The sequence below is a fragment of the Micromonospora sp. DH13 genome (assembly GCF_020873825.1).
GTDB classification, from domain to species: Bacteria; Actinomycetota; Actinomycetes; order Mycobacteriales; family Micromonosporaceae; genus Micromonospora; species Micromonospora haikouensis.
Window position 1 is genome coordinate 55,519 of sequence record NZ_JAHWGR010000005.1, and the last position, 13,485, is coordinate 69,003.

The 13,485-nt window shown below is 72.0% G+C and carries 13 protein-coding genes; 4 read left to right on the forward strand and 9 right to left on the reverse strand.

What is annotated here, in order from left to right:
* Positions 1-43 precede the first annotated feature (43 nt).
* The 6 genes from LPA42_RS06490 to LPA42_RS06515 all read right to left on the reverse strand — a co-directional run bounded on the left by LPA42_RS06490 (position 44) and on the right by LPA42_RS06515 (position 6,662).
* A complete protein-coding gene (locus LPA42_RS06490; RefSeq protein WP_077935270.1) occupies positions 44-1,102 on the reverse strand; it encodes a HAMP domain-containing sensor histidine kinase in 1,059 nt (352 codons plus the stop codon).
* Positions 1,099-1,809: a response regulator transcription factor gene (locus LPA42_RS06495; protein ID WP_077935269.1), complete on the reverse strand. Its 711-nt coding sequence runs from the start codon at positions 1,807-1,809 to the stop codon at positions 1,099-1,101. Before LPA42_RS06495 ends, LPA42_RS06490 begins: the two co-directional genes overlap by 4 nt.
* A gap of 140 nt (positions 1,810-1,949) precedes the next feature.
* Positions 1,950-2,711, reverse strand: a complete 762-nt coding sequence (locus tag LPA42_RS06500) for a LytTR family DNA-binding domain-containing protein (protein ID WP_077935268.1) — start codon at positions 2,709-2,711, stop codon at positions 1,950-1,952.
* Positions 2,708-3,931, reverse strand: coding sequence for a sensor histidine kinase (locus tag LPA42_RS06505; RefSeq protein ID WP_077935267.1), 1,224 nt, complete (start codon positions 3,929-3,931; stop codon positions 2,708-2,710). Before LPA42_RS06505 ends, LPA42_RS06500 begins: the two co-directional genes overlap by 4 nt.
* A 32-nt stretch (positions 3,932-3,963) precedes the next feature.
* Complete coding sequence (locus LPA42_RS06510; protein ID WP_176734105.1) at positions 3,964-5,535, reverse strand: sugar transferase; 1,572 nt, start codon at positions 5,533-5,535, stop codon at positions 3,964-3,966.
* A 266-nt stretch (positions 5,536-5,801) separates the two neighbouring features.
* The gene (locus tag LPA42_RS06515; RefSeq protein ID WP_077935265.1) at positions 5,802-6,662 is read right to left on the reverse strand and encodes an Fpg/Nei family DNA glycosylase; all 861 of its coding nucleotides are present in this window, start codon (positions 6,660-6,662) and stop codon (positions 5,802-5,804) included.
* A 24-nt stretch (positions 6,663-6,686) separates the two neighbouring features.
* Between LPA42_RS06515 and LPA42_RS06520 the strand changes: the two genes are divergently transcribed.
* Positions 6,687-7,940, forward strand: a complete 1,254-nt coding sequence (locus LPA42_RS06520; protein ID WP_077935264.1) for a glycosyltransferase family 4 protein — start codon at positions 6,687-6,689, stop codon at positions 7,938-7,940.
* 26 nt (positions 7,941-7,966) lie between these two features.
* Here the strand turns inward: LPA42_RS06520 and LPA42_RS06525 are convergent, their stop codons facing one another.
* Positions 7,967-8,299: a helix-turn-helix domain-containing protein gene (locus LPA42_RS06525; RefSeq protein ID WP_077935263.1), complete on the reverse strand. Its 333-nt coding sequence runs from the start codon at positions 8,297-8,299 to the stop codon at positions 7,967-7,969.
* 66 nt (positions 8,300-8,365) lie between these two features.
* Here LPA42_RS06525 and map point away from each other — a divergent pair, with 66 nt between their 5' ends.
* From map to LPA42_RS06540, 3 genes are all read left to right on the forward strand, one after another.
* Positions 8,366-9,142 carry a type I methionyl aminopeptidase gene (gene map, locus LPA42_RS06530; protein WP_077935262.1) on the forward strand — a complete coding sequence of 259 codons (777 nt, stop codon included), beginning with the start codon at positions 8,366-8,368 and terminating at the stop codon, positions 9,140-9,142.
* A gap of 64 nt (positions 9,143-9,206) precedes the next feature.
* Positions 9,207-9,491 carry a type II toxin-antitoxin system Phd/YefM family antitoxin gene (locus LPA42_RS06535; RefSeq protein ID WP_077935261.1) on the forward strand — a complete coding sequence of 95 codons (285 nt, stop codon included), beginning with the start codon at positions 9,207-9,209 and terminating at the stop codon, positions 9,489-9,491.
* Positions 9,488-9,892: a type II toxin-antitoxin system VapC family toxin gene (locus tag LPA42_RS06540; protein ID WP_077935260.1), complete on the forward strand. Its 405-nt coding sequence runs from the start codon at positions 9,488-9,490 to the stop codon at positions 9,890-9,892. The genes LPA42_RS06535 and LPA42_RS06540 overlap by 4 nt, the downstream gene beginning before the upstream one ends.
* A 170-nt stretch (positions 9,893-10,062) precedes the next feature.
* Here the strand turns inward: LPA42_RS06540 and LPA42_RS34715 are convergent, their stop codons facing one another.
* The gene (locus tag LPA42_RS34715; RefSeq protein ID WP_144082491.1) at positions 10,063-10,182 is read right to left on the reverse strand and encodes a type II toxin-antitoxin system PemK/MazF family toxin; all 120 of its coding nucleotides are present in this window, start codon (positions 10,180-10,182) and stop codon (positions 10,063-10,065) included.
* Between the two features lie 68 nt (positions 10,183-10,250).
* Complete coding sequence (locus tag LPA42_RS06545; RefSeq protein ID WP_077935259.1) at positions 10,251-13,466, reverse strand: type I restriction endonuclease subunit R; 3,216 nt, start codon at positions 13,464-13,466, stop codon at positions 10,251-10,253.
* Positions 13,467-13,485: the final 19 nt, after the last annotated feature.

Genomic DNA, 13,485 nt, shown 5'->3' on the forward strand with positions numbered 1-13,485 from the left:
GGACAAGTCGGGCCGGGAAGGGAGAAGAGAGGAAGAGACCGGGTCAGAGCGGGGCGGTGGCCGGGAGGGTGACCCGGATGCGGCAGCCCGGGGGTGCGCCGGGCGACTCCGGGTGCGGATCGAGGACGGCGATCGTGCCGCCGTGCAGCTCCACCACCCAGCGCGCGATGGCCAGCCCCAGGCCGGTGCCGCCGCCGGGTGACCGGTCGCCCCGGGTGAACCGCTCGAACACCCGGGACCGCTCCTCGACCGGGATGCCGTCGCCCTCGTCGGCCACCTCGAAGTGCAGCCGGCCGTCGCGTTCCGCCGCGCTGACCAGCACCGTCCCGCCCGGCGGGCTGTGCCGGGCGGCGTTGTCCAGCAGGTTGGCGAAGACCTGGTGCAGCCGCCCCGGGTCGGCGTACCCGGTCAGCGGGGTCGTCGGCGGGCGGAGCCGGAACCGGACGTCGCGCCCGACCCCGGCGGACGTCGCCGCCGCGTGCTCCACCGCCTCGCCGAGGAAGTCGACCAGGTCGATCCGCACCCGGCGCAGCGGCACCACCCCGGCGTCCAACCGGGACAGGTCCAGCAGGTCCGCGACGAGGTGGCCGAGCCGCTCCGTCTGGGCCAGCGCGGTCCGCAGCGCGGCCGGCTCGGTGGGCGCGACCCCGTCGACCAGGTTCTCCAGCACCGCCCGCAGCGCGGTGATCGGGGTACGCAGCTCGTGCGAGACGTTCGCGATCAGCTCCCGCCGACGCTGGTCGGCGGCGGCGAGGTCGGCGGCCATCTTGTTGAACGCGTGGGCCAGCTCGCCCACCTCGTCGCGCGAGGTGGCCCGCACCCGCCGGGAGTAGTCGCCCCGGGCCATCGCCCCCGCCGCCGCGGTCATCTCGCGCAGCGGGGAGGTCATCCCGTGCGCCAGCACCTGCGACGTGAGCAGAGCCAGGCCGATCGCGGTCAGCGAGGTCATCGGCGGCAGCCAGCCGATGGCCCACCAGAAGTAGCCCATCCCGGCGGCACCCGACGCGACCAGCAGCAGGCCGAGCTTCACCTTGATCGAGCGGACCGGGTCGAGCGGGCGGGGCAGCACCTTGTTGAGCCAGGTCACGAGGCGGTCGGTCACGGCTGGACCTCCAGCGCGTACCCGACGCCGTGCACGGTGCGGATCAGGTCCGCGCCGAGCTTGCGCCGCAGGGCCTTGACGTGGCTGTCCACGGTGCGGGTGCCGGAGCCCTCGGCCCAGCCCCAGACGTCGGCGAGCAGCCGCTCCCGGGGCAGCACCGTGCGCGGTCGGCCGGCCAGGTGCACCAGCAGGTCGAACTCGATGGGCGTCAGGTGCACCTCGACGCCGGCCCGCGACACCCGACGCTCGGCCTGGTTGATCGCCACGTCGCCGACCGTGAGCGCGGCGGGCGCGGCGGCCGCCGCCCGCTCGACCCGGCGCAGCAGCACGTGCACCCGGGCGGCCAGCTCGCGCAGCGAGAACGGCTTGGTGAGGTAGTCGTCCGCGCCGACGGCCAGCCCGACCAGCAGGTCGGTCTCGTCGTCGCGGGCGGTGAGCATGAGGACCGGCACCGGCCGGTGGGCGCGGGCCGCCGCCGTGGCGTCGGGCGGCCCGGCCTGGATCCGCCGGCACACCTCCAGGCCGTCGAAGCCGGGCAGCATCACGTCGAGTACGACGAGGTCGGGCTGCCACGCCCGGAACCGGGCGACCGCCGTGGGGCCGTCGCCGGCGGTCTCCACCGTGAATCCCTCGGCCCGCAGCCGGGCGGCGACCGACTCGGCGATCGTCCGCTCGTCCTCGACCACCAGGATCCTGCGTTCCCTCATGGCAGCTGACTGTAGGCAGCGGCTGTGGAGATCGGTGGGGAGCGTTGTGAACAACCTGTGGAGAACTCTCCACACCTGTGGATAACCCGGTGGATAACCCGTGGACGAGCGCTGTGGACAACCTGGCCGACCAGACTGCGTCAGCGGTTCCAGTCCTGCTTGGCGGCGCGCACCAGCTTGTCCTTCAGCTCCCGGGTGTGCCGGCGGCTCACCGGCAGCTCCGCCGAGTCGATCACCACCACGTACCCGGAGTTGACCAGCCGCAGCTCGGCGATGAGCTTGAGCTGCACCAGGTACGACCGGTGGATGCGGACGAACCCGGCGTCGGCCCAGCGCTCGGCGAGGGTGGCCAGCGACACCCGCACCAGGTGGGAGCCGTCGGCGGTGTGCAGCCGGGCGTAGTCGCCCTGCGCCTCCACCCAGCGCACCGCCGAACGGGGCAGCATCCGCGTGGTGCCGGCCAGCTCGATCGGGATCGTCGGGTCCTCCTCGGCGCGGGCCAGCGCCGCCGGATGCGTGGCGACCACCCGCGAGCCGATGACCCGGCGCAGCGACTCGGCCAGCCGCTCCGCCCGCACCGGCTTGCGCACGTAGTCCGTCGCGCCCAGGTCGAACGCGTCCACCGCCCCGTCGTCGTACGCGGTGACGAAGACGATCGCCGGGGGCCGGGCGAACCGGCGCAGCACCCGGGCCAGCTCCATCCCGTCGAGGCCGGGCATCCGGATGTCGAGGAACACCACGTCCACGTCGGCGTCGCGGAGCACCCGCAGCGCCTCGGTGGCGTCGCCCGCCGTGTGCAGCCGGGCCACCCGGGGGTCGGCCCGCAGGTGGTACGCCAGCTCGTCCAGCGCCGGCGGCTCGTCGTCGACGGCGAGCACCCGCAGGAAGCCGGAGCTGGTCACGAGGCGACCCGCACACCGGGGTGGAACTTCGGCACCCGCATGCTCACCTTCGTGCCCGAGCCGAGGCCCGTCTCGACGACCAGGCCGAACCGGTCCCCGAAGGCCGAGCGGAGCCGCTCGTCGACGTTCGACAGGCCGACGTGCTGGCCCGGGTCGTCGGCGGGGTCGCTGCCGGCCCCGGCCAGCTCGGCGATGCCGGCGGTCAGTGTCGTCGGGTCCATGCCCACTCCGTCGTCCTCCACCGTGATGTGGCATTCGGCACCCGCGTCGCGGGCCTCGATGCTCACCATGCCGGTGCCGGGCTTGCGGGACAACCCGTGCCGGACGGCGTTCTCCACCAACGGCTGGAGGCAGAGGAACGGCAGGGTCACCGGCAGCACTTCCGGGGCGATCTGCAGCCGCACCTGCAGCCGGTCGCCGAACCGGGCCCGCTCGATGGTCAGATAGCGGTCGATCGAGCGCAGTTCCTCCGCGAGGGTGGTGAACTCGCCGTGCGCCCGGAAGGAGTAGCGGGTGAACTCGGCGAACTCCAGGATCAGCTCCCGGGCCCGTTCCGGGTCGGTGCGCACGAAGGAGCCGATGGCGGTCAGCGCGTTGTAGATGAAGTGCGGGCTGATCTGGGCGCGCAGCGCGCGTACCTCGGCGCGGGCCAGCCGCTCCCGGGAGGCGTCCAGCTCGGCCAGGGCGAGCTGGTTGCCGGCCCAGTGCGCCGTCTCCAGGGTGGCCTGCACCAGCCCCGGGGCGGGCTGGTCGTCGGCGACGGCGATCAGCGCGCCGACCACCCGGCCGTCGGCGCGCAGCGGCGCGACCACCGCGCCCCGCACCGGGCAGTCGACCCGGTCGCAGTGCAGCTCCGCCTCCCCCAGCACCGTGGACCGCCCGCCGGAGGCCGCCCGCCGGGCCGCCGCGACGAGCTGGTCGGCGTGGTGCGTGCCGCGCCCGTCGAGGGCGAGCAGCGCGTCCCGGTCCGTCAGGGCCAGCCCGGCCGCGCCGACGAGGGCCCGCAGATGGCGTACGGCCTTCGCCGCGCCCGCCGCGCTCAGGCCCGTACGCAGCGGCTCGGCGGCCAGCCCGGCGGTGTGCAGCACCTCGTACGTGGCCCGCTGGGTGGCGGTGGCGATGCCCCGGCGGGCGCGCAGCCGGACCACCGCGTACAGGGCGGCGCCCAGCGCGGTGACCAGGGAGACGACGCCGAGCACGGCGGAGAGGTTGCCAGCCACCCCGCGATCCTGACGGCTGTCGTCGCCGCGCGCTAGTACGCGCCCTTGCGGGCCAGCACCACGCCCACCGTGCGCCACAGGATGCTCAGGTCGTATGCCAAAGACCAGTTGTCGACGTAGTAGAGGTCGAGCCGGACGGCCTCGTCCCAGGACAGGTCGGAGCGGCCGGAGACCTGCCACAGCCCCGTCATGCCGGGCCGCACCAGCAGCCGGCGGCGCACGTCGCCGAGGAAGTCGCCGTCGTCGGCGGGCAGCGGACGCGGCCCCACCAGCGACATCTCGCCCCACAGCACGTTGATCAACTGGGGCAGCTCGTCGAGCGAGGAGGCCCGCAGGAAGCGGCCCACCGGGAAGACCCGGGGGTCGTGCTTCATCTTGAACAGCATGCCGTCGGTCTCGTTCTGGTCGACCAGGCCGGCGAGCCGGTCCTCGGCGTCGACGTACATGGTGCGGAACTTCCACACCCGGAACGTGCGGCCCTCGTGGCCGACCCGGGGCTGGCGGAAGAAGACGGGGCCGGGGTCGGAGAGCCGGATGGCCGCCCCGATCGCCAGGAACACCGGCACGAGCAGGAGCAGGCCGAGGCCGGCGGCGACCCGGTCCATCAGGTTCTTGGCCAGCAGCGCCGGGCCCGACAGGGTCGGCTCCTCGACGTGCAGCAGCGGCAGCCCCTCGATGGGGCGGATGTGCACCCGGGGGCCGGCGATGTCGGTGAGCTGCGGGGCCACCACCAGGTCGACGCCGGAGCCTTCGAGCTGCCAGGCCAGCCGGCGCAGCTCGCCCGGCTCGGCGCTGGCGGAGCCGCAGACCGCGATCGTGTCGCCGCCGACCTCCCGCACCAGGGCGAGGACGTCGCGGCCCGCGTACACCGGGACGGGGGTCTGGATGCCCCGGGCCGCCGCGTAGCCGTCGGTGATGTGGATGGCCACCGGGACCAGCCCGGCGCTCGGGTTGCGGGTGACCGCGGTGTAGACCTCCAGGCACTCCGGCAGGGTGCCGACCAGCACCATCCGGTGCCCGGCCTGGCCGACCCGGCGGCGCACCGCGTGCAGGGTGAACCGGGCCAGGATGCGGCCGAACAGGATCAGCACCAACGCCCCGAGCAGCGCGAAACCGACCGTGTAACGGGACAGGTCGGTCTTGGTGGCGAACGCGATGAACGAGACGGTGGCGGCCACCGCCACGCCGGCACGGATCACCCGTTTGAACTCGTCCGGCCCGAGCCCCATGTAGCGCCGGTCGTAGGCCCGGTTGCCCCAGAGGATGACCAGCCAGCCGAGCGGCAGCAGCAGGAACGCGACCGTGTAGAACCAGGTCGGGTCCGCCTGGGCGTTGTAGAAGCCGGCCCGGGCCTGCCCGAACGCCTCCTGCGCGGCCCAGTCGGCCAGCACCACGGCGAGGAAGTCGACCAGCAGCAGGGCGGCCGTGTAGGGGCGGTGCCAGCGGGAGACGCGCCGGCGGGCCCGCGCCCACGCCGACCGGGGGACACCGTTGTGGGACGGCGGTGTCGGCGGCTGGATCTCGAAGCTGTCGACGTGCCGCACGAGTTGGCTCCGGCCTGTGTTGGTTACCGGGCGCTGGAGGCTAGTCGTCACCTCACCCATGTCCTCCCGCATGACGCGCGCCGCTCACTCGCAGTGAGGGCCCGGGTCGCCCACCGTTCAGTTTCCCACGCGGGGCCCGCGCCGGACGTCGACCCGAGGGAGTTCGCGCCCAGTGCGCCGCATGGGATCCGGCCGGCTCCACCTCAGGTGCGAAAAGCCGGGGACCGGGCCACTATACCGATGGATGACGGACCGGGTAGAGGCGCGGACCGGGAGGATCGGCGCTCCGGAGGCGAATCCCCTCCGTAACCCCCGGGTGTCGTTACTCACCGTACGATTCGCGACAACCGTCGGTCAGCCAACGGCTTCCCGCCGGTCTGACAGGTCGGGCAATATTGCAGGCTCGAATCGGCGAAACTGACCTCCCGGACCGTATCGCCGCAGACGGGGCACGGCAGGCCGGTGCGGGCGTGCACGGCCAGCCCCGAACGCTTCTCACCCTTCAGTTCCGCCGCCCGGTGTCCCAACGACCGGGACACCGCGTCGCCCAGCACCCGCCCGGTCGCCCCGTGCAGGGCGGCGACCTGATCGTCGGTGAGCCGGTCGGTCAGCGCGAACGGCGACAGCTTCGCCGCGTGCAGGATCTCGTCGGAGTACGCGTTGCCGACCCCGGCCAGCACCGACTGGTCCGTCAGCACCCCCTTGACCTGGCCCCGCCGGCTGCGGATGCGCGCGGCGAACGTGGGCAGGTCGGCGGCGAGCGCGTCCGGGCCGAGCTTCGCCACTCCCGGCACCGTCGCCGGGTCGGCCACCAGGTAGGCGGCCAGCTTCTTCTGGGTGCCCGCCTCGGTCAGGTCGAAGCCGGAGCCGTCGTCGAGCCGCACCCGCAGCGCGATCGGCCCCTTGCCGGGGCGCAGCGGCGCACCGGACGGGAACGACTCCCGGTAGTGCAGCCAGCCGGCCCGCGCCAGGTGCACCACCAGGTGCAGGTCGTCGTCGAAGACGACGTCGAGGAACTTGCCGTGCCGCCGCGCGTCGGTCACCGTGCGCCCCGACACGGCGGCCGGCGCCGGGTCGTACGTCTTCAGGGCGCTGATCGCGGCGACCTCGACCCGGTCGACGCGCCGGGACACGGCGCGCTCCCGCAGGTAGCCGGCGAGCGCTTCCACCTCGGGAAGTTCGGGCATCGTTCAACGGTAGCCTTCATCCCCGTGAGAATCGTGGTGGCGCACAACCGGTACCGGGAAGCCCAGCCGTCCGGCGAGAACACCATCGTCGACGCGGAGATCGCCCAGCTCCGCGCGGCGGGGGTGGAGGTGCTGCCGTTCCTGCGCAGCTCCGACGAGATCCCGAGCCTGCCGAAGACGGCGAAGGCGCTGCTGCCGATCTCCCCGATCTACGCCCCCCGCGCCCAGCAGGAGCTGAGCCGGCTCATCACCGAGCACCGGCCGGACGTGCTGCACCTGCACAACCCGTACCCCCTGCTCTCGCCCTGGGTGGTGCGGACCGCGCACAAGCACAACGTGCCGGTGGTGCAGACGGTGCACAACTACCGGCAGGTCTGCTCCTCCGGGCTCTACTTCCGCGACGGGGTGATCTGCCAGGACTGCCGGGGCCGGGCGCTCGGCGTGCCGGCGATCGTGCACCGCTGCTACCGGGGGTCGCGGGCGCAGAGCGCGCTGATGGCCACCACCCTGGCCGTGCACCGGGGCACCTGGCACTCGGTGGACCGGTTCATCGCCCTCACCAGCGCCGTCGGCGACCACCTGCGCGACTACGGGGTGCCGGCGGAGCGGATCGTGGTGAAGCCGAACGGCATCCCCGACCCGGGCATCCCCGCGCCGCTGGGCGACGGCTTCCTCTACATGGCGCGGCTCTCCCCCGAGAAGGGGCTGGGGCTGCTGCTGGACGCCTGGCGGCGGCACCCGGACGGTTCCCTCGGGCCGCTGCGCATCGCCGGGGACGGCGAGCTGCGCCACCTGGCCGAGGCCGCCGCCGCCGAGCGCGCCGACGTCACCTATCTGGGGCCGCTGGACCGCGCCGGGGTGCGCGCCGCCATCGACGCCAGCGCGGTGATCATCGCCGCGTCCACCTGGCACGACGTGCTGCCCACGGTGATCATCGAGGCGCTGGCCAGCGGGCGGCCGGTGCTCGGCACCGCCCTCGGCGGCATCCCGTACCTCGTCGGCGCGGACGCCCCCCGCGAGCCCGCAGGCACCGGCCCGGCCGCCGTCGCCACGGCCGCCCCCGGGGTGGGCCGCGTCCCGCTGCCGCACGGGGTGCAGGAGGGCGAGACGGGCTGGGTGGTGGCCCCGGAGCCGGCCGCGATGGCCGCCGCGCTGCCGGTGGCCCGCGCGGGCGCGGCGGCGCTGGCCGCCCCGGCGCGGTTGCGCTACGAGCGCACGTTCCACCCCGACGTGGTCACCAAGCGACTGATCGACGTGTACGCCTCGCTGGCGCGCTGAGCCCTCCCCGGGCCTTTCGGCGGCTGCTACGAGGCGAGCCGCTCGGGTGCGTGGCGGCGGGGGTCGGTCGGCTCGATGGCGCGCACGGGCCTGTCGACCTCGGCCTTGTTGATTTCGGCCCGGTTGATTTCGGCCCACACGGCGTCGAGGGAGAGGCCGAGGACGTCGGCGATCGCCGCGATGGTCGAGAAGGCGGGGGTCGCCACGCGCCCCGACTCGATCTTGCGGAGGGTCTCCGGCGAGACGCGGGCGTCGAGCGCGGTGTGGAGCATCGAGCGGTCCCCCCGGGCGTGGCGCAGCAGGGCGCCGAGGCGCTGCCCGCGCTCGACCTCCTCGGGGGTGAGCGGCAACCTGACCATGCGGCCGATTCTAGTACCGGGATAGTATGGCCGGGATAGTTATTGGTGGCACGAGGAAGGCGCCGCATGATCGAGATCCTGAGCCCCACCCAACTGCCCCGGGCGCGGGAGGCCGGCGCCCTGGTCGCCGAGATCCTCCAGACGCTCAAGGGCCGCTGCGAGGTGGGCACCAACCTTCTCGACATCGACCGGTGGGCCCAGGCCATGATCGTCGAGGCTGGGGCCTCGTCCTGCTACGTCGACTACGCGCCGTCCTTCGGGCGCGGGCCCTTCGGCCACTACATCTGCACCTCCGTCAACGACGCCGTGCTGCACGGGCTGCCCCACGACTACGCGCTCGCCGACGGCGACCTGCTCTCCCTCGACCTCGCCGTCTCCGTGGGCGGCGTCGTCGCGGACTCGGCCGTCAGCTTCATCGTCGGCGACTCGAAGCCCGCGGAGAGCGTGGCGCTGATCGCCGCGACCGAACGCGCGCTCGCCGCCGGCATCGCCGCCGCCGGGCCCGGCGCGCGCATCGGCGACCTCTCCCACGCCATCGGCACGACGTTGCAGTCCGCCGGCTACTCGGTCAACACGCAGTTCGGCGGGCACGGCGTCGGGTCGACGATGCACCAGGACCCGCACGTGTCCAACACCGGGCGACCCGGCCGGGGCTACAAGCTGCGCCCCGGGCTGCTGCTGGCCCTGGAGCCGTGGATCATGGCGGACACCGACGAGCTGATCACCGACGAAGACGGATGGACGCTGCGCAGCAAGACGGGCTGCCGTACGGCACACAGCGAGCACACGATCGCCATCACCGAGGACGGGGCCGAGATCCTCACCCTGCCGAGGCAGGCGTAGTCGTGCCGCCGTAGAACGGTTTGTGGGTACAGTGGTGGCGTTGTCGGCACAAGGGAGGCGTGCGATGAGCACCGTGTCTGTGCGCGAGTTCTCCTACAATCCCAGCGCGATGTTCGCCCGGGTGGAACGGGGCGAGACGATCGAGGTGACGCGGCACGGCAGCGTGATCGCCGTGCTGCTGCCGGGCGCTGGGACGCTCGGCAGATACACCTCCCTGGTGGCCAAAGGCGTGATCCGCCTCAAGGCGACCACCACGAGCGACCTCGACCGGCTACCCCGTTACGATGCACCGCCCGATGTGTCGCCCCTTGACCTGCTGCTGGCCGACCGCGAGGACGACGAACGTTGATCTACCTCGACTCGTCCGCCCTGATCACACTGCTCTCCGGCCGCACCTACGCCACCGAGCTGCAAGAGTTCCTGGAAAGCCGGGCTGGTGTGCCGATGGCGACCAGCTCGGTGGGATTCGTCGAGACGGTACGCACCCTCGACCGGATCGGCGACTATCCGGACGCCATGCAGATGCTGGCCCGAAACTTCACCGAGATCCTGCTGACCGAGGAGGTTCGGGATCTCGCGGCAGCTCTCCCCACCGGGATCCGCACGTTGGATGCCCTGCACGTGGCGAGTGCCCAGGTTCTCGGTGATGCGCTCGACGTGCTGGTCACGTACGACAAGCGGATGGCGGACATCGCAGCCTCGGTGGGCGTGCCGGTCGCGGCTCCCGGCACCGACCAGCCAGCCACCTGACCCTGTGACACGGCAGCGGGGTGAGGGGTGCAAGGTCGTGCCCGATCGCGGAAATAGTGGCCTCCAAGCGGCCACGATGCCACTCCTTCCCTGATCGAGCGCGATCTTCCGCCCAAGGTGTCGCCCCTCGGTCTGCTGCTGGCCGACCGCGAGGACGACGAGCGGATCGGCTACAGGCCGAGAACCTGTCGGACGCACTCTTCGACGCGGTGGAGCTCTGCCGGTGCCAACCTGCCGAGTCGTCGGCGCAGGCGAGGTTTGTCGACGGTGTGCAGGTCGGTGCAGTTGATCCGGCTGGTCCGTCAAACGTGACCTCACCGCACCTGACCTGCCTGGCTGCGGTGAGGTCGACGTCCGGTCACCGCTGGGTGTTGCCTCCCGGGGCCCACTCGTTGGCGAAGGTCTCCATCTGCCGGATGACCAGATCGACGGCGGCGCGCTCGTGGTCCGGCGGGTAGTCGTAGCGAGCCAGCAGCCGGCGGATGTGGCTGCGGAGCTTGGCACGCACCGGCTCACGGGAGAACCAGTCGACCGTGATCGACGACTGGATCGACCGGACCAGCTCCCGGGCGATCTCGGCCAAGGTGCCGATGCCCATGAGCTCGGTGGCTGCGCCGTTCTGCGCGACGGCGTCGTAGAAGGCCAGCTCGGCGTGGTTGAGCGGAGGGTCGAACTGGTGGCCGCGCCGGGCGTCCGCCGACACCTGCTTGGCCAGCTCGACCAGCTCGACGATGAGCTGCGTGCTGGTCAACTGCTGGCGCATGTAGCGGTTCATCAGGTCTTCGAGCTGGGCGGAGAATCGCTCCTGACGAACCACGTTGTGCTTGGTGACCTCACGCATCTTCTGCTCGATCAGCCGACGGAGCGCGGAGACGGCGAGGTGTGGGGTCTCCGAGTCCCGCAGGCGCTGCAACGCGACCTCGTTGAGCTCGGTGATGTCGAGTTTGCCGAGGCCCGCCTCCTCGTAGATGTCGGTGATGTCGGCGGCGTCGACCACCTCGGCGGCGAGCGCGGCCAGGTAGCGTTCGACCTGAGCCGTGTTGGGCAGGCCCCTGGCCTCCCGGTCGGCGGCCTCCTCTTTCACGATCCAGACCCGGACGTCCCGGAAAAACTGGATGTCGCGGCGCAGGCGCTGAATGTCGCCGGCACGATCAACGAAGTAGTTGCTGCTGGAGCAGAGCGCGTAGAACCGCTCCATCCGGCCCGCCGAGTCGCGGAACCGCTGGTGCAGCGGCTTCGTGCCGGGCTCGACGGCGTTGCCAGGGGTGCGCGGATCGCGCAGGAAGTTGACCGTCTTCCGCACCGCCCGCAGCCAGCGGGCGGGGATCTTCGCGTCGTCGAGGATCGCCCGCCACTTGACCGGGGCCACCATGGCCTCGATGGCGGCTATCTCGTTGTGCACCTCGCTGACCGCCCGGTCGATGTCCCGGCCCAGGGTCTGGTCCTCCTGGTCGCTCGGGGTGTATTCGGTGAGCGCCTTGCGCAGGTTCTCGGTCAGCGGGGCGTAGCCGACCAGCAGCCCGTCCTGCTTCTCCCGGAAGCGACGGTTGACCCGGGCGAGCGCCTGCATGAGGTTGGCGCCCTTCATCGGTCGGTCCATGTAGATGGTGTGGATCGGCGGCGCGTCGTAGCCGGTGAGCAGCATCGAGTGCACGATGAGCAGCTCCAGCGGGTCGTCCGGGTTCTTGGCGCGGGCCTGGACGATCTTCTGCTGCGACGGGCGCAGGTGATGCGGGCGGAACATCTCCTCGTCGCTCGGGGCGCTATGGAAGACGATCTTCATCTTGCCCTTGTCGACGGCCGGGTCCGCCCAGCCTTCCCGCTGCTTCAGCTCCTTGATGGCATCGAAGACGCGGACGCAGATCTCCCGGGTCGCGCAGACGAGCATCGCCTTGCCCGGCCCGCCGAGCTGAGGCTTCATCAGCTCGCGCCGCTTCTCCCAGTGTGCGACGAGGTCCTTTGCCAGGGTCTCGACCCGGTCGGGTGCACCGTAGATGGTGTTCATGGTGGCCGCGTATGCCTCGGCCCTGCGCCGCTCGGCGTCGTCCAGGCTGGCGGTGAGCGTCTCCACCTGCTCGTCGATGCTGTCCGGGTCGATGTCCGGCGGCAGCGACACCGGGATGATCCGCGGCTCGTGGTAGACCCGCACGGTCGCCTCGTCGTCGACGGCGCGCTTGAGGTCGTACACGTCGATGTAGTCACCGAAGACGGCGCGGGTGTTCACCTCGGCGCTGGCGATCGGCGTGCCGGTGAAGGCGATGAACGTGGCGTAGGGCAGCGCGTCGCGCAGGTGGCGGGCGTAGCCGTCGAGGCTGTCGTAGTGGCTGCGGTGCGCCTCGTCGACGATCACCAGGATGTTGCGCCGGTCGGAGAGCAGCGGGTGCGCCCGCCCGGCCTCCCGTTCCTCCCGCGTACGCCCGAACTTCTGCAAGGTCGTGAAGATGATGCCGCCGGCGTTCCGGTTCGACAGCTTGTCCCGCAGTTCGGCGCGGGTCTCGGCCTGCTCCGGCTCCTGGCCGAGCAGCAACTGGCTGTCCTGGAACGTCTCGTAGAGCTGGTCGTCGAGGTCGGTGCGGTCGGTGAGCACCACGATGGTCGGGTTCTTCAGCGCCGGTTGACGGCTGGTCAGCGCCGCCGTGCAGACCATCTCCTCGGACTTGCCGGAACCCTGGGTGTGCCAGACGACGCCCGCCTTCCCGTCGCTGCGCGAGGCCCGCACGATGCACTCGACGGCCCGGACGACCGCGAAATACTGGTGTGCCTTGGCGATCCGCTTGCCCTTCGGCGTGAAGTTGACGAAGCCGCTAGTCAGTTCCAGGAAACGCCGCTGGTTGAACAGGCCGTGGAGAGCGACGATCAGCGCCTCCGGGCCGTCGTAGTCAGGCGCGGTGGTGTCGACGGGAACGCCCTCGTCGTCGACGTTCCACGGCGCGAAGTGCTCGTACGGGGTGAACGGGGTGCCGTACTTCGCGGTGATCCCCTCGGAGATCAGGCACAGCACGGCGTGCCGGAATGCGAGCGGGAACTCCGCGAGGTACGTCTCAAGCTGGGCGTGCGCGCCGGTGAGGGTGGCGTTCTCGTCGGCGGCGTTCTTCAACTCGACGATGGCGACCGGCAGCCCGTTGAGATAGAGCACGATGTCGAGCCGCCGCCGGAAGTCGCCGTCGATGACCGTGACCTGGTTGATCGCCCGGTAGACGTTGCGGCCGGGGTCGTGCAGGTCGACCAGGCGCACGGTCGGGTTGTGCTCGGCACCGTGCGCGTCGGTGTAGACGATCGAGATGCCGTGCACCAGTCGCTTGTGCGCCTCGCGGTTCTCGGCGAACGCAGCTCCGGACTGTTCGTCGGCGGCGACCCGCACCGCGTCGGCGACCGCTGTGGGGGGCAGGTCGGGGTTGAGACGCTCGATGGCAGCGCGAAGGTCCTCGACGAGCACCAGGTCGGCCCAGTTCCGCCGCTGCCCGGAGCCCGGCGCGAAGTCCTTTCCGGCCCCGGGCTCCCAGCCCAGCTCACCGAGCTGCTCCAGCGCGAGCGCCTCCCAGCCAGCCTCGTTCATCCGCCCGTCGAATCCCATCCCTAGCCCCTCCCCAAGG